Genomic DNA, 15,319 nt, shown 5'->3' with positions numbered 1-15,319 from the left:
CCGCACTGGCCGGGGCTCTTCCCATCCGGAGAGATCATGTCCGTTCCCACCGATGCGACCTCCGTCGCATACACCGCGTCGTACTACAACGGCGACATCGACCACCCCGGCGTACCGCACATCGAGATCGGCGTGGAGTACAAGACCCCGCTCCCGGACGCAGGCACGCACGGACCACTGCGGGAGTTGCTGGACACGGCCCTGGCCGCCGCGTTCCTGGCCATCCGGGACGCAGTAGAGACCACGTACCCCGGCACGCCAGGCGGTGTCCGGAGGTCCTACAGCGGTCCCGTGGCGGGCGACGCTTTCCCGCCCGCGTCCTGATCCCCGTTCACCTCGCTGCCCCGCGCCGTCCGGCCCGGGGCTTCTTCATGCCCAGGAGTGCTCATGGCCGCTGCGATCCATCCCGCCACCGCACAGATGCTCCGCAACTTCCGCTACGACCACCTGCCCGCGCACCTCCAGGAGGCGAGCAAGCCGTTCCACGACCTCGCCCACCAGCTGGCCGAGACCCTGACTGGGCCGGAGGTCACCAAGGCGCTCGACGACCTGTGGAAGGCGAAGAACTGGGCGGTTGTGGCCGCATCCAACACAGCGCCGGAGGTGAGCAGCTGATGGCCTGGTACAAGGAAGCCGTCCGGCTGGAGCTCCAGCCCGAGTCCCGCGAGCAGGCCTCGATCCGGCCCACGCAGATGCTGTTCCACAGCATCGTCGCGCCGTGGGACGAGCACCGCCTGTACGCCTACTGGAAGAACAGCACATCACTGGAGTCGCACTTCGGTGTCGACTACGACGGCAGCCTCGGCCAGTACCTGTCCACCACCACGCGAGCCGACGCCAACTACCAGGCCAACCGGAGGCCGGACGGCACCGGTGCCATCAGCGTCGAGAGCGCCTCCAACACCAAGGCGACCGACCGGTGGGCCGACGACCAGCTGGAGGCCCTAGTCGACCTCGGGGTGTGGGCGCACCGCACCCACGCCATCCCGCTGCGGGCCTGCCGTGACGGCGACGACGGCGGCTTTGGCATCCACCGCATGTTCCGCCAGTGGTCGCCCTCGGGCACCTCCTGCCCCGGCGACAAGCGCGCCGCCCAGTTCCGCAGCGAGCTGCTGCCGGCGATCGTCGCTCGGGCGAAGAAGCCCACTCCCGCCCCGGCCACGCCGAAGCGGCCGGTCGTCAGCCTCGCCCACATCAAGGCCGCGCAGCGCCGCGACCCGGGTCTGCCGCAGGGCGGGGCGGCGTACAGGGCCGAGGGCCTGGTCGTCGAGACCGCGCTGTACAAGGCCGGGTTGCTGGCCAAGCGGTGGGTCGACGGCTCTCTCGGCAGCAAGACCCTGCCGGCCGTGAGCGAGTGGCAGGAGCGCCTCGGCTATCGCGGCCGCCAGCCCGGCGGCGACGCGGACGGCTACTTCGGCAGGACGTCGCTGGTCAAGCTCGGCCATCGGTACGGCTTCGACGTGAAGGAGTAACCCATGCTCACCAAGGCGTTCTGGAAGGCGACCGCCGAGCGCTCCGTGCGCACCTTCGCCCAGGTCCTGGTCGGCTCCCTCGGCCTGGACACCCTCGGCATCATCAACGCGAAGTGGAGCGAGGGCCTGGCGCTCGGCGTCGGCGCCGCGGTGCTCACTGTGCTGACGGCGGTGGCGACGTCCGGCGGTCCGGAGGGGCCGGGCCTGACCGAGACCGTGAGCCGCCGGTGACGGTGCCCGAGGCATCGGTCGCGGTCGAACTGGCCCAGCTCAGAGGGGAGATCAACACGGGCCTGGAGCAGATCAAGGGAACGCTCGGCATTCTGGTCGAGCGCACCAACCGTACCGATGCCGATGTGAAGCAGCTGCGAACCGACACCGAGAAGACCCTGACCGAACTCCGTGCCGACGTCGAGGCACTGAAGACGCGCCGCTGGCCCCTCCAGACCGTCAGTGTCCTAGCCGGAGCCGCCGGCACTGTGACGGGCGTCCTGGCGCTCATCCTCCGCTGAACCGTTGCCCCCTTCCGCCTTCGGGCGGGAGGGGGCGCACTCTCTTTTCAACGAGCGCCCCTCACGCGCCACTTGCGCCCTAAGAGAGGTCCGTCACAGACCGGTGCACTCTGCGCAGCTTGGGTGGCACGCCGTGCCAGGGGAATCCGGCCCTTTCTCCCCGGAACCCGGGCTTTCGCCTCGGAATCCAAGGCGTCACTACGCTTGACCGACACCCGGTGCCGACAACGACGGACCCCTGTTGTCGACACACTGTCGTAACCTGATTGGCGCAGCAACACCTTCGAATCGAAGGTGACACAAAAAGACACCCTCCGCAGGGGTAGCAGCCCTGCGGAGGGCCAAAACCAGGAGGTTGAGCTCCGTGGTGCAATCGCAAGGTAACGCAAGCCTGCCCACTGAAGCCAGTGGGGGGTCTAGTCCTTTTGACAAAATCCGCCATGTGGACACCTACGGGCGCGAGTATTGGCTCGGGCGCGAGATGCAGCCGCTCATGGGCTACGCGCAGTGGGGCAAATTCGCGCTCGTCATCGAGAGGGCCAAGACCTCCTTGGCCCTTGTTCAGGGCGAAACCGCAGCTCAGAACCATTTTTCCCAGACGGGAAAGATGGTTCCGATCGGTTCTGGAGCCGAACGTGAAGTTCTGGACTTCCGCCTCACCCGCTTCGGCGCCTACCTCACGGCGATGGCCGGCGACGACACCAAAGAGGCCGTGGCCCTGGCCCGCGTCTACTTCGCCGTCCGTACTCGGGAGGCCGAGACCGGCGCGCTCACCGAGTTGGAGGTCCGCCGCACCGCCCTTGCCCGGGCGCGGGAGATGGTCGACTACCAGATCTTCCGCGACATGATGCGGGACAACGCCCCCGACTACGAGCCCAGCGGCAAGGCCACACGCATCTTCTTCGCCGCCATGCAGAACAAGCTGTACGTCCATGTCGTCGGCATGACCGCCGAGGAGATCAAAGTGGCTCGGGACATCTGCACGTGGCCTGGCATTGAGGAGGGCAAGCCCGAGCCTGGTCCGAAGAGTCGACACAGGAAGGTGGCCAAGAACTACCTCACGGCGAAAGAGCTCGCTAAGCTCGACCGCCTCGTCAGCCGCCTCTGTCTACGCGCCGAGGACATCGCTGAGGATGACCTCCACCTGTCCCTGATGGAGTGGCAGAACCTGGTCGAGGTCGAGCTGATGATGGCGAATCGACAGCTCGCCGCGTGACAGTCGCCGTGTGGCCCCCTCTCGCCTTCGGGCGCGAGGGGGCTTTCGTCGTGTCTCAGCGTGGGTTCAGCGTCCGTCGCACGCGGTTGATCACATTCTGCGCGTCCGCCCCGTACACAGCCGACTCGCCAAGCGTGTCCCACACCCGCCGGTACGAGGCCACCGTCTCGTCGTCGTCCAGCCACAGCTCAGCGTGCCAGTCTTCGGCGATGACCAGCCTGTTGTCGAGGATCCAGAAACCGTTAGCAGTTGGGACCTTGAGAGATGCGCTGAGGGGGATGATCCCGAGCTCGATCGTGTCCATCCCGACTTGGCCCGCCAGACGGTCCAGCTGCGCGGCGAGCACCGACGGCGGGCACACGAGGGCGTGCAGCGCTGGCTCCCACACCAGCGCGTGGAAGCGTCTGCCGCCCTGGTACAGCCACGACTGCCGCTCCATCCGCGACCGTACGGCTTCCTCCGTATCGCGTTTCGTGCCCTGAAGGTCGGCGTACCGCAGGAAGATATGCCGAGCGTAGTCGGCAGTCTGGAGCATGCCTGGCACGACGGCCTCTTCCCAGGCATGGATGACGCGGGCCTGGTCCACAGCGACGTTCCAGGTGTCCTGCACCGGGCGGTGGCCGGCGCCGAGCTGGCGGCGCCAGGAGCGGATGTGGGACTCGAATCCGCGTAGCCGGGCTACCAGTTCCTCAGCGGTATCCGAGTGGCCGACGGCGTCAGCCCAGGCCTGGAGGTCCTCAGGGACCGCCGTCTGCCGGCCGCCCTCCAGCTTGTACACCTTGGAGTGCGGCCAGCCGAGCCGCAGTGCGAGCTGTGTGCCGGTGAGACGGCCTCCCGGGGCGGACAGGCGTAGCTCCCTCAGGCGTCGACCGAGGGCCTCGCGTGCCTGCTGGTAGTCCGTGCTCACCGGTGCCGGTCAGCCCTTCAACTGTGCCGCGAAGACGTCGTAGGGGAGGGAAGCGTGTACGGCCGCGTCGCGGACCTGGCAGTAGCGCAGCACCTCGGCAGGCTCGGTGATGACCTCGACGTCGTGGAAAACGTCCTGGTCGTCGAAGCGGAGTATCGCTACGAGTCGGCTGTCGAAGACCCAGAAGTCCTCGGCGGGCAGATGTGCCCGCTCGGCGTCCTCGCGCCACACGTTGCGGGCGTCCTCGCCGGTGGCCGCGTTGCAGCGGGCGTAGCTGAGGAGGAACCGCTGCCCGTCGGTCGGCGGGTTGTCGACGACGCGGACGCGCCCGACGTACTTCCCTGCCGCCGTCTGCCGACGGATGTTCTGGCACCAGTCGCTGTCAAGGTCGCACGGCGCCTGGCCGGTGGCGAGGAACTCATCGAAGCCCAGGTCTTCCCGGTCGGAGGCGTAGCCGCGCCGGGTCTCCAAGTGCCACGCCGAGTGCTCGAACGTCTCGAAGAGCCGGCCGAACTCCTCCAGGTCGATGATCTTCGGCACGCGGTACATCTCCTTGGGACCATGGTTGACGAGCAGTTCCCAGGGGACGGCAACGGCCGCATCGTCTGGTCCGAAGTGCTGGAGTTGGGCCAGGTCGGCCGGGTCGGTGATGGGCACCCCCTGGACGATGATCTCACCGCTGTCGAGGTCCTCGTGCACGGCGGGGCAGCCGCCGTTCTTGCTGTCGGTGCCGTTGAAGCGAAGCCGTCGCGCCATGGTCGTCTCCCGTCAATGCCGGATCGGTCGCCTTCAGCATCGCCAGGCTCGGTGGCGGGTACTACAGGGCACGCGCGGTTCCGTGAGACCACACGAGAACATTCCGTGAGCCAGTGAGAACATTCGAGAACATCGCATGGCGGCTGTCAACGGCGCCTCCCTAACGTCCTGTTCATGGTCGAAGCACGCGAGTTGCACGACGTCGATCCGTTCGCGACGCACGTCGATCCCTTCACGGCTGTGGAGTCACTCAGGGCGGCGCTGGAGAAGGCGGGCATCGTGCTGCCGTCACTCGCCGTCGATGCGGCATCGCCCACCCTCGGCCTCGTCGAACTGGGGCGTGTGCGTGCGGACGTGGCCGTGCGACTGGCGGACGCACTCAGGCGAGGGGGTCCACCATCATGACTGCGCCCGCGATAGAGACGTCGCCCCTGTCTGCTGAGTGCGAGCTGGCGAAGCGGCCCGGCTACAAGGACCTGCACGGCCACTGCTGCCAGACCAAGGACATACCGCTTCCCCATGGGGGCGGCATCCTGCTGCAGCGTCGTTGTGGCTGCTCCTGTCACCGTTGGAACGGGAGCTCGTCGTGACTGCGCTGCATGTGTGCCGGTACTGCGACGGCCTAATCACGGACCCGGATGACGCGGTCGCGGTCGCCCACGAGTTAGGGATGTCCGGCCCCGGCTGGACGGTGTGGGCGCACAGTGCACACGCGCACCTCGTCGAACCGGACGCCGATGCGATCCGGATCCTTTCGCGGATTCTGATCACACGCGCTCTGGCGTCAGACGACTGAGGCCCAACGCGCAGCCGAACCCCCGCTGCCGGCGCCCGCCGATGGTGCCGGCAGCGGGATGAGCGGCGGACGCCCCCGTCTCCCCCGTCGGGGGCGTCCGCTCAGCGCACGGGGGAGTCGGTTGCTGGGCCCTGGTGGCCTTGCTCGATACGACCGGTCGACGCCGGTCCGCACCACGATCACCCCTCCCTCCGCGGATCGGCAGCCGCAGCGGCAGTAGGCACCAAGACTCCCGGGGCGGGGTCCCACCACGCACGTCCGAAGCACACCGACTCGAGGAGGCACGGACCGTGACAGACACACAGAAGCGCAGCCTGATCGACGCTCGGAGCCTGATCAGCGAAGAGATGCGGTCAACTCTCGTCGCCAACATGTGTGACAAGTTCCCTCAGTTGACGGAGGAGAAGGCGGACCGGGGCGTCGGCCAGATGCTCGCCTTCCTCGCCGCGTGCGCCTACAGCGAGAGGCCGCTCTCTCCCTCGCCGCTGGTGGACGACTTCTGGCACGCCTTCCTGCTCCACACCAAGGCCTACCGGGAGTTCTGCGCCGAAACCTTCGGCCGGTTCCTGGACCACCAGCCCGGCTACCTCGACCCGGAGGAGCACGGTGGGGGCAAGGCGCTCCGCGCCCGGACGGTCGACGCGATCACGCTCGCCGGGTACGAGATCGACATGGAGTTCTGGCCTGAGCTGGAGCTTGCGAAGTGCTCGCAGTGCCACGCCAACTGCTCCGACAGCCCGAACCATCCCTGACACACACGCTGGCTCTCGGCGGCCTGTGCCACGCTCTGGCCAGGCCGGGGGCTGGCCATTTCGCTCAACCGAAGCAGGAGCAGCGGGTGAACCGCATCGAATGGCACCACCTACCAGCAGCGACCCGGGCCGCCGTCGAGCGGCACGCGAGCCCCGTCGAGAGCGCCGAGACGGCGCCACACGGCGTCATGTCCCGGCTCGCCTGCACTATCCGCACACGGGCAGGCCGAGCGTTCCTCAAGGGAACGCGGCAGGACGACCCGCAGGCCTGGGTGTACCGCCACGAGGCTAAGGTCACGCAGGCGGCCCCGCGCGCGGCCCGCGTGCTGTGGGAGGTCGACGCAGGCGGGTGGCTGCTCTACGGGTACGAGTACGTCGACGGGCGGTACCCGAACCTGCGTCCTGGCTCGGCCGACCTCGCCCCTCTCGTGTCCTCTCTTGCTGCCCTCTCCGAGGCGCCCTGGCCCGAGGCCCTGAGGAAGAAGCCGCTGCACACGCGCTGGGCCGACTTCCTGCCCGAGGATGTGCCGCCGGGATTGCAAGGCCGGAGCCTCGCCCACACAGACATGTCCCCACACAACATGCTGGTGACCCTGGCAGGTGAGTTGCTGCTGGTGGACTGGGCCCTGTCCTGCCCCGCCCCCGCATGGGCAGACACCGCGCTGACGATCCCCAGACTCATCTCCGCCGGCCACACACCGGAGCAGGGTGAGGCGATTGCCCGGCAGGTGCCCGCGTACCGCGCGGCCGACCCTGACACCGTCACCACTTTCGCGCGCACCGTCTACGCCGCGTGGGAGGACTGGGAGCGAACTCGCCCACTTCCTCATCGGGCCGCGCTCACGGCTGCTGCCCGCGAATGGGTCGCGTGCCGTGAGGTCGTGCCACTGCCCTGAGCCGGGCCACTCATACGGCCCCGTCCGTCCATTACCCCCGTGGCGGATGGGCGGGGTCCGGCAGTCGCTGGCCACGGATCAGTGAAGGTGGAGGTCCGTTCCGCACCAGCCACCCGAACGCGGGACGGTGTGATGTGCGTCCGTCGTTCCCGCAGAGCGCTCGCCGACGAGGCTGAGCGCGGCCGCCCCGCCCTCCGTATAGAGGGCGGGGCGGTTTACTGTGTGCGACCGACGCCCCCCGCCGAATCACGCGGCGGGGGGCGCCCTTCCGACCGGGGGCCTCCCGAGCACCCCAGCCGGGCTTGCTTGGGGTTGTGCGTCAGACGGACGGAAGCTTCTCGTCCGCCTCCCCTGCCTGCACTGTACCTACCGTTACTGCCCGATCTACAGCGGGTAGACGGGGCGTACGCGAAAGCTCTACAGATCGCTCATCTCAGCTGCGGACGCCCGTCCCCACCAGGCCATGACTTGGTACATCGAGCGATACCCGAGGGAGTCCCGGATCGCGGCGAGTTCCTTGGTCACGGCGCGCTCGCTGAGTCCGATGCGGGGGCCGACCTGTTGCTGCGAGTATCCGGCGTCGAGCTCGCGCAGTATGCGCCGCTGGCGTTCGCTAATGGCCGTGTGGCCCGCCGGCCGGGAGAGGTCTTGCCACCGGGTGGCCTGGTCCCAGAAGTGGTTGAATACGGCGCGGGCCCACATGACTGCCGCTCTATCGAAGACGTGCCAGCCGGAGTTTGGTTCGGCGCTCTCGATGACGTGGTTGTCGATGAAGAGGTGGCGCTGGTCGATGATGACCATGCGCGGGCCGGGGGTGCTGGAGGCGCGGACGTCGGCGCCGTCGGCGACCATCTGGCCGATGTAGTCGCGGGACTGGCCGTGCTCGTGGGTGCTGCGGTGGTAGAGCGAGCGGACGTGGACTCCGCGGCTGAGCGCGGCGCGGGTGCGGTCGATGCCCAGTCGGAGTATCGCCGGGTCGCGGTCGGCTGGCTCCGAGGGCTGGAGGGTGATGACTTCCGCGGTGGCCGCGACGGTGGTTTCGCCGAGGCGAGCGTTCATCTGATGGGCGGTGGCGAGGTACTCCGACCCTGGGCCGCCGTAGAGCCGGTGGGGGTCGAAGTGCTCGGCAAGGCGCTCCAGGGCAGGGATGTGGGCCATGCGGTCGGCGAGCTGGGTGAGGTCGCGCAGGGCGGCCGCGGTGAGGGCTTGGGCGACGGCGCGGGGATCGTGTGGGACGTAGCGGCCGGCCCGGTAGGGGTCGCGGTCGATGAGGCGGAGCGCGAGTAGCCGGTCGACTTTTCGGTCGGGTGGGAGTTCTTCCTGCTCGGCGATCATCCGGTAGGTCTCAAGATCTTCGGGTGGGAGGGGGAGTTCACCGCCCGACCTGTCCAACTCGCTCATGTTCGCCCCCAGTTGGGTGTGCGAGATTCTGCATGTGCTCTTTTCTGTACGGCCTGTCGCTTGGATCTCATCAATCCCGCATGCCAACCTACGTTGAGTAGCGCTAATTCGCGCGCACGTTCGAGTAAGGGGTTTCCATGACGAGGATCCGCCTAGCGGCCGTGGCCACACTGCTGGCCCTGGCTGCCACCGTCACCCCTGCTGCAGCGGATACCCCGGATGCGCAGGGGACCAGCGTCGAGCCCACCACCTCGACTACCCAGGAGCCGTCGGAGGCTGATGCGTCTCCGGCCCTCGACGATGTCGGTTGGGGCTGACAGCCCGCCCAGAACTCCGGCCGGGTGCTCGGGAGGCCCCAGCCGGAATGGCAGACGCCCCCTGCCGCGTGATTCGGCAGGGGGCGCGCTGCCACAGTAGTGCCCCGCGAGTCAGTTGGCATCCACAGCTTCCTGCAAGGTCATCCAGTCGCGTTTGGCGCAAGTTACGGGGTAGTAGCGGGATACCAAGATCCACACATGTAGAAGCCCGGTAGATCCTGGGGATCTACCGGGCTTCTCACCTGGCGCTATGCCGCTGTGGGGCTAACAGGATTTGAACCTGTGGCCTCATCCTTATCAGGGATGCGCTCTAACCAACTGAGCTATAGCCCCGCCGCGCTCTGCGGTGTATGTCCCGCGCGCTGACCCCTGAAGATTAGCGCACGACGTGGGCAGTCCCAAAATCGATAGTCAGAGGACCGTCGCCCGAGGTTTGAAAGGGCGTTGCCGGTTAATGTCACTCGTCCTCGGCCAGCGTCAGCTCGACGCCGCCCACGAAGCCCGCCGACAGGTTGTAGATGAACGCGCCGAGGGTCGCCAGGGCCGTCGCGAGGACGACGTCGATGACGGCGATGATCGACGTGAACATCAGGACGTTCGGGAGGGACAGGAAGGACTGGAGGTCGAAGCCGTTCGACTCGTTCGAGCCGGTGGCCTCGGAGATCGTGCCGCCAACCGTCGAGAAGACGCCCATCGCGTCCATGACCATCCACAGCACCGCCGAGGCGACGATCGTGCAGATGCCCAGGGCGATGGAGAGCAGGAAGCTCACCTTCATGACCGACCAGGGGTCGGCCTTCGCCACGCGCAGCCGGGCCTTGCGGGTGCGGGGCGTCGTACGGGCGCCCGTGCGGGGCCGTCGTACGGCACCGGCGGGCGCCGCCGCCGGCGGGTAGGCCTGCGGCGGGTGGTACGGGCCGGCGGGCTGCTGTGGCTGGCGCTCTCCCGGCAGCGGAGAGGCCGGCTGCGGCGCCGCCTGAGCGGCTTGCTGGGCCGACGGCTGGGGCTGGGAGCCCGCAGCGGCCGAGCCCGCCCCAGCCGCGTACTGCTGGGTCTGCGAGCCACGGGTGTCCGTCACAGTTCCCCCCTGGGATCCATGAGTGTCAGGCGAGCGTGAGTCGGTCGGGGACGACTTGATCGCTTGCAGGTTGGTCGTGTGCGAGTCCGTCACACGCGCGGCGGAGCCACTGCCGCCGCCGTCCGTCTCCGTACCGGTCGGTCCGGCGCCCGTGGCTCCGCTCACGATGACTCACTCCTCGCGCTACTCGTCCGAGGGCGCCTCACCCTCGTCCGTGCCGGTGGTCGCGACACCCTCGGCGATCTCGTCCACGGCCACGTCGCCGTCGACTTCCTCCGCCTCGCGTCCCGCCTCGGCGTTGCGTGCGATACCGACGACGGCATCGCGCTTGCCCAGGTTGATCAGTTGGACGCCCATCGTGTCACGGCCTGTCTCCCTGACCTCGTTGACTCGCGTACGAATCACACCGCCGGACAGCGTGATGGCGAGGATCTCGTCGGTCTCCTCAACCACCAGCGCACCGACGAGCGATCCGCGGTCCTCCACGATCTTGGCGGCCTTGATGCCGAGGCCGCCGCGTCCCTGGACGCGGTACTCGTCGACAGCGGTCCGCTTCGCGTACCCGCCGTCGGTGGCAGTGAACACGAACGTACCGGGTCGAACAACATTCATCGAGAGCAGCTCGTCGCCCTCGCGGAAACTCATGCCCTTGACACCCGAGGTGGCACGGCCCATGGGCCGCAGGGCGTCGTCCGTGGCAGTGAACCTGATCGATTGCGCCTTCTTGCTGATCAGAAGCAGATCGTCATCGGGCGATACGAGTTCGGCTCCGATCAGTTCGTCATCGGAACCGTCCGCCGTCTCACGGAGGTTGATCGCGATGACGCCACCGGAACGCGGCGAATCGTAATCCTTCAGAGGCGTCTTCTTGACCAGACCGCCCTTGGTGGCGAGCACCAGGTGCGGCGCCGCCTCGTAGTCGCGGATCGCGAGGATCTCGGCGATCGCCTCGTCCGGCTGGAAGGCGAGCAGGTTGGCCACGTGCTGGCCGCGCGCGTCACGGCCGGCGTCCGGCAGCTCGTACGCCTTCGCCCGGTAGACGCGGCCCTTGTTGGTGAAGAACAGCAGCCAGTGGTGGGTGGTGGACACGAAGAAGTGGTCGACGATGTCGTCTTCCTTGAGCTTCGCGCCGCGCACGCCCTTGCCGCCGCGCTTCTGGGCGCGGTAGTCGACGGTCTTGGTGCGCTTGACGTAACCGCCACGTGTGACGGTCACCACGATGTCCTCTTCGGCGATGAGGTCCTCGATGGACATGTCGCCGTCGTAGGGCACCAGCATGGTCTTGCGGTCGTCGCCGTACTTCTCGACGATCGCGGCCAGCTCCGCGCTGACGATGCCGCGCTGGCGGACCGGCGAGGCGAGGATCTCGTTGTACTCGTTGATCTTCGCCTGGAGTTCGTCGTGCTCCTGGACGATCTTCTGGCGCTCGAGGGCGGCGAGGCGGCGCAGCTGCATCTCGAGGATGGCGTTGGCCTGGATCTCGTCGATCTCCAGGAGCTGCATCAGGCCGCCGCGCGCGATCTCGACGGTGTCGCTGCGCCGGATCAGCGCGATGACCTCATCGATGGCGTCCAGGGCCTTGAGGAGGCCGCGGAGGATGTGGGCGCGCTCCTCGGCCTTGCGCAGGCGGAAGCGCGTCCGGCGGACGATGACCTCGATCTGGTGCGTCACCCAGTGGCGGATGAACGCGTCCAGGGAGAGGGTGCGGGGCACGCCGTCGACCAGGGCCAGCATGTTGGCGCCGAAGTTGGTCTGCAGGTCGGTGTGCTTGTAGAGGTTGTTCAGAACGACCTTGGCGACCGCGTCCCGCTTCAGCACGATGACCAGTCGCTGGCCGGTGCGTGACGAGGTCTCGTCGCGGACGTCCGCAATACCGCCGACCTTGCCGTCCTTCACCAGGTCGGCGATCTTCTGCGCCAGGTTGTCCGGATTGACCTGGTATGGCAGCTCCGTCACCACCAGGCACTGGCGGCCCTGGATCTCCTCGACCTCGACGACCGCGCGCATCGTGATCGAGCCACGGCCCGTGCGGTACGCCTCCTCGATGCCCTTGCGGCCGACGACGAGCGCGCCGGTCGGGAAGTCCGGGCCCTTGATGCGCGCGACGAGGGCGTCGAGCAGTTCCTCGTGCGACGCCTCCGGGTTCTCGAGGTACCACTGGGCGCCGGACGCGACCTCGCGCAGGTTGTGCGGCGGAATGTTGGTCGCCATGCCGACCGCGATACCGGCCGAGCCGTTGATCAGCAGGTTCGGGAACCGGGCGGGCAGGACGGTCGGCTCCTGGGAGCGGCCGTCGTAGTTGTCCGTGAAGTCGACGGTCTCCTCGTCGATGTCGCGGACCATCTCCATCGACAGCGGCGCCATTTTGCACTCGGTGTAGCGCATGGCCGCCGCCGGGTCGTTGCCCGGAGAGCCGAAGTTGCCGTTGGAGTCGACGAGCGGCATGCGCATCGACCACGACTGGGCGAGGCGGACCAGGGCGTCGTAGATCGAGGAGTCGCCGTGGGGGTGGTAGTTGCCCATGACGTCGCCGACCACACGGGCGCACTTGTAGAAGCCGCGCTCGGGGCGGTAGCCGCCGTCGTACATGGCGTACAGGACGCGGCGGTGGACGGGCTTGAGCCCGTCCCGGACGTCCGGCAGCGCACGGGAGACGATGACGGACATCGCGTAGTCGAGGTACGAGCGCTGCATCTCCGTCTCGAGCCCGACGGGCTCGACACGCTGGGCGATGTCGCCGCCTTCTTCAGGCGTGAAGGGAGTGTTCTCGTCGGCCATTGCTGGTGAAGATCCTTCCTGGTGCGGTCAGCTGAGACCGACTCAGATGTCGAGGAAGCGGACGTCCTTGGCATTGCGCTGGATGAACGCGCGCCGCGCCTCGACGTCCTCGCCCATGAGGACCGAGAACAGGTCGTCGGCCTGCGCGGCGTCGTCGAGGGTGACCTGGCCGAGGACGCGGTGCTCCTGGTCCATCGTGGTGATGCGCAGCTCCTCGGCGTTCATCTCGCCGAGACCCTTGAAGCGCTGGACCGAGTCGTCGCGGATGCGCTTGCCGTTCTGCCGGCCGAGTTCGATCAGCGCGTCGCGCTCGCGGTCGGAGTACGCGTACTCGAAGTCGTCCCGGCCCCACTTGATCTTGTAGAGCGGGGGACGCGACAGGAACACGTGCCCGGCCTCGACCAGCGGCCGCATGAAGCGGAACAGGAAGGTCAGCAGCAGGGTGTTGATGTGCTGGCCGTCGACGTCGGCGTCCGCCATCAGGATGATCTTGTGGTAGCGCAGCCTCTCGATGTCGAAGTCCTCGTGGACTCCGGTACCGAAGGCGGAGATCAGCGCCTGGATCTCCTGGTTCTGCAGGATCTTGTCGATCCGCGCCTTCTCGACGTTGAGGATCTTGCCTCGGATCGGGAGGATCGCCTGGTACTGCGGGTTGCGGCCGGACTTGGCCGAGCCGCCGGCGGAGTCACCCTCGACGATGAAGATCTCGCACTTGGTGGGGTCGTTCGACTGGCAGTCGGAGAGCTTGCCCGGCAGGGACGCCGACTCCAGCAGGCCCTTGCGGCGGGTGAGGTCGCGGGCCTTGCGGGCGGCCACGCGCGCGGTGGCGGCCTGGATGCCCTTGCGGACGATGTCCGCGGCCTCGTTCGGGTTGCGGTCCAGCCAGTCGTTGAGGTGCTCGTAGACCGCCTTCTGGACGAAGGTCTTCGCCTCCGTGTTGCCCAGCTTGGTCTTCGTCTGGCCCTCGAACTGCGGCTCGCTCAGCTTCACCGAGATGATCGCGGTCAGACCCTCGCGGATGTCGTCGCCCGTGAGGTTGTCGTCCTTCTCACGGAGCAGCTTCTTGTCGCGCGCGTACTTGTTGATCAGGTTCGTCAGCGCCGAGCGGAATCCCTCTTCGTGGGTGCCGCCCTCGTGGGTGTGGATGATGTTGGCGAAGGAGTACACACCCTCGCTGTAGCCGCTGTTCCACTGCATGGCGACTTCGAGGGAGAGGGCCTTGTCCTTGTCCTCGGCCTCGAGGTCGATCACCGTCGGGTGCACCACGTCTCCCTTGCGGGAGTTGAGGTACTTCACGAAGTCGACGATGCCGCCGTCGTAGTGGTACGTGACCTTCTTGACCTCGGCGGTCTCGTCCGCGCCGGCCTCGTCCGCCCCGGAGGTCGCCTTCGCCGACTCGCGCTCATCAGTGAGTTTGATGGTCAAACCCTTGTTGAGGAACGCCATCTCCTGGAAGCGCCGCGAGAGCGTCTCGAAGGAGTAGTCCGTGGTCTCGAAGATGTCGGCGTCGGCCCAGAAGGTGACCGACGTGCCGGTCTCGTCCGTGGCCTCGTGCTTGACCAACGGCGCCGTGGGGACGCCCATCTTGTAGTCCTGCGTGTGGCGGTACCCGTCGGTCTTGACCTCTACGGCGACCTTCGAGGACAGCGCGTTCACCACGGAGACGCCCACGCCGTGCAGACCACCGGAGACCGCGTAGCCGCCGCCGCCGAACTTGCCGCCCGCGTGCAGCACGGTCAGCACGACCTCGAGGGCCGGCTTGCCCTCGGAGGCGACGATGCCCACCGGGATGCCACGGCCGTTGTCGACCACGCGCACGCCGCCGTCGGCGAGGATCGTCACCTCGATGGTGTCCGCGTGACCGGCCAGCGCCTCGTCGACGGAGTTGTCGACCACCTCGTACACGAGGTGGTGCAGTCCGCGCTCACCGGTCGAGCCGATGTACATACCGGGTCGCTTGCGGACCGCGTCCAGACCCTCGAGGACGGTGATGGCGCTGGCGTCGTACGAGGCGGTGACCTCGCCGTTCGACGAAGTCACCGCGCCGTTGGCGCCGGCGTCGGTGGACGGGATGTTCTCGTTGGGGTTGCCGGAATCGGCCACGAAGCGCCCTTTCTGGCACAGCACGAGCCAGGCTCGCCGGCAGGTTGCCGGAGCGGCTGCGGCATGTTGCGTTGGTAAGCCTTGATCAGCGTTGCTCAGCTTTTCCCGGACGGTCCCCACGGATGGGGCGGGATTAGCTTCCAGTCTACCGGTAGCGCCGACAGTGATGGGGGTTTGCCGGTACCTGAGTCCTCATGTGGCGCCCTGAATCGGTCTCCGCCGGGTCCCCATATACGGAGCGGGGCTCCAAGAGGCTCACAGCGGCACTCAGCGCTTCCGGCTGTCAACCCATGGCTACTTCGGAGTCAGGTCGCGATTCGCAACCGCGTCCGCCG

General features: G+C 67.7%; 16 protein-coding genes and 1 tRNA gene. 10 read left to right on the top strand and 7 right to left on the bottom strand.

What is annotated here, in order from left to right:
• The first annotated feature begins 36 nt into the window (after positions 1 to 36).
• The 6 genes from AB0I98_RS16695 to rhuM all read left to right on the top strand — a co-directional run bounded on the left by AB0I98_RS16695 (position 37) and on the right by rhuM (position 3,200).
• A complete protein-coding gene (locus tag AB0I98_RS16695) occupies positions 37 to 324 on the top strand; it encodes a hypothetical protein (RefSeq protein WP_362941570.1) in 288 nt (95 codons plus the stop codon).
• A 63-nt stretch (positions 325 to 387) separates the two neighbouring features.
• Positions 388 to 615: a hypothetical protein gene (locus AB0I98_RS16690; RefSeq protein ID WP_362941567.1), complete on the top strand. Its 228-nt coding sequence runs from the start codon at positions 388 to 390 to the stop codon at positions 613 to 615.
• A complete protein-coding gene (locus tag AB0I98_RS16685; protein ID WP_362941564.1) occupies positions 615 to 1,472 on the top strand; it encodes an N-acetylmuramoyl-L-alanine amidase in 858 nt (285 codons plus the stop codon). The genes AB0I98_RS16690 and AB0I98_RS16685 overlap by 1 nt, the downstream gene beginning before the upstream one ends.
• 3 nt (positions 1,473 to 1,475) lie before the next feature.
• Positions 1,476 to 1,703, top strand: coding sequence for a holin (locus tag AB0I98_RS16680; protein ID WP_362941561.1), 228 nt, complete (start codon positions 1,476 to 1,478; stop codon positions 1,701 to 1,703).
• Entirely contained in the window at positions 1,700 to 1,984 is a 285-nt protein-coding gene (locus AB0I98_RS16675; protein WP_362941558.1) for a hypothetical protein, read from the top strand. Before AB0I98_RS16680 ends, AB0I98_RS16675 begins: the two co-directional genes overlap by 4 nt.
• Positions 1,985 to 2,426: 442 nt before the next feature.
• A complete protein-coding gene (gene rhuM / locus AB0I98_RS16670) occupies positions 2,427 to 3,200 on the top strand; it encodes a RhuM family protein (RefSeq protein ID WP_362941555.1) in 774 nt (257 codons plus the stop codon).
• A gap of 55 nt (positions 3,201 to 3,255) precedes the next feature.
• On the opposite strand, the gene AB0I98_RS16665 is transcribed toward rhuM, so the two are convergent.
• On the bottom strand, positions 3,256 to 4,107 hold the full coding sequence (locus tag AB0I98_RS16665; protein WP_362941552.1) for a helix-turn-helix transcriptional regulator: 852 nt from the start codon (positions 4,105 to 4,107) through the stop codon (positions 3,256 to 3,258).
• A 9-nt stretch (positions 4,108 to 4,116) separates the two neighbouring features.
• On the bottom strand, positions 4,117 to 4,863 hold the full coding sequence (locus tag AB0I98_RS16660) for a DUF6879 family protein (RefSeq protein WP_362941549.1): 747 nt from the start codon (positions 4,861 to 4,863) through the stop codon (positions 4,117 to 4,119).
• A gap of 174 nt (positions 4,864 to 5,037) precedes the next feature.
• On the opposite strand from AB0I98_RS16660, the gene AB0I98_RS16655 reads away from it, so the two are divergent.
• The 4 genes from AB0I98_RS16655 to AB0I98_RS16640 all read left to right on the top strand — a co-directional run bounded on the left by AB0I98_RS16655 (position 5,038) and on the right by AB0I98_RS16640 (position 7,307).
• The gene (locus AB0I98_RS16655; RefSeq protein ID WP_362941546.1) at positions 5,038 to 5,268 is read left to right on the top strand and encodes a hypothetical protein; all 231 of its coding nucleotides are present in this window, start codon (positions 5,038 to 5,040) and stop codon (positions 5,266 to 5,268) included.
• Between the two features lie 181 nt (positions 5,269 to 5,449).
• Complete coding sequence (locus tag AB0I98_RS16650; RefSeq protein WP_362941543.1) at positions 5,450 to 5,659, top strand: hypothetical protein; 210 nt, start codon at positions 5,450 to 5,452, stop codon at positions 5,657 to 5,659.
• Positions 5,660 to 5,949: 290 nt separating this feature from the next.
• Complete coding sequence (locus AB0I98_RS16645) at positions 5,950 to 6,411, top strand: hypothetical protein (RefSeq protein ID WP_362941541.1); 462 nt, start codon at positions 5,950 to 5,952, stop codon at positions 6,409 to 6,411.
• Positions 6,412 to 6,497: 86 nt separating this feature from the next.
• Positions 6,498 to 7,307 carry a hypothetical protein gene (locus tag AB0I98_RS16640; protein WP_362941537.1) on the top strand — a complete coding sequence of 270 codons (810 nt, stop codon included), beginning with the start codon at positions 6,498 to 6,500 and terminating at the stop codon, positions 7,305 to 7,307.
• A 417-nt stretch (positions 7,308 to 7,724) separates the two neighbouring features.
• Here AB0I98_RS16640 and AB0I98_RS16635 read toward each other — a convergent pair whose 3' ends face one another.
• The 5 genes from AB0I98_RS16635 to gyrB all read right to left on the bottom strand — a co-directional run bounded on the left by AB0I98_RS16635 (position 7,725) and on the right by gyrB (position 15,008).
• A complete protein-coding gene (locus AB0I98_RS16635) occupies positions 7,725 to 8,708 on the bottom strand; it encodes a hypothetical protein (RefSeq protein ID WP_362941534.1) in 984 nt (327 codons plus the stop codon).
• A gap of 576 nt (positions 8,709 to 9,284) precedes the next feature.
• Positions 9,285 to 9,358: transfer RNA gene (locus tag AB0I98_RS16630), tRNA-Ile, on the bottom strand.
• Between the two features lie 124 nt (positions 9,359 to 9,482).
• Positions 9,483 to 10,268: a DUF3566 domain-containing protein gene (locus AB0I98_RS16625; RefSeq protein ID WP_362941531.1), complete on the bottom strand. Its 786-nt coding sequence runs from the start codon at positions 10,266 to 10,268 to the stop codon at positions 9,483 to 9,485.
• An 18-nt stretch (positions 10,269 to 10,286) separates the two neighbouring features.
• Complete coding sequence (gyrA, locus tag AB0I98_RS16620) at positions 10,287 to 12,881, bottom strand: DNA gyrase subunit A (RefSeq protein WP_362941528.1); 2,595 nt, start codon at positions 12,879 to 12,881, stop codon at positions 10,287 to 10,289.
• 42 nt (positions 12,882 to 12,923) lie between these two features.
• Positions 12,924 to 15,008: a DNA topoisomerase (ATP-hydrolyzing) subunit B gene (gyrB, locus tag AB0I98_RS16615; protein WP_362941525.1), complete on the bottom strand. Its 2,085-nt coding sequence runs from the start codon at positions 15,006 to 15,008 to the stop codon at positions 12,924 to 12,926.
• Between the last annotated feature and the right edge of the window lie 311 nt (positions 15,009 to 15,319).

Origin of the sequence: Streptomyces sp. NPDC050211 (genome assembly GCF_040656035.1) — a bacterium.
Classification (GTDB): domain Bacteria; phylum Actinomycetota; class Actinomycetes; order Streptomycetales; family Streptomycetaceae; genus Streptomyces.
Note: the sequence above shows the minus strand (reverse complement) of the source record. Positions and strands in the feature narration are given on the sequence as shown.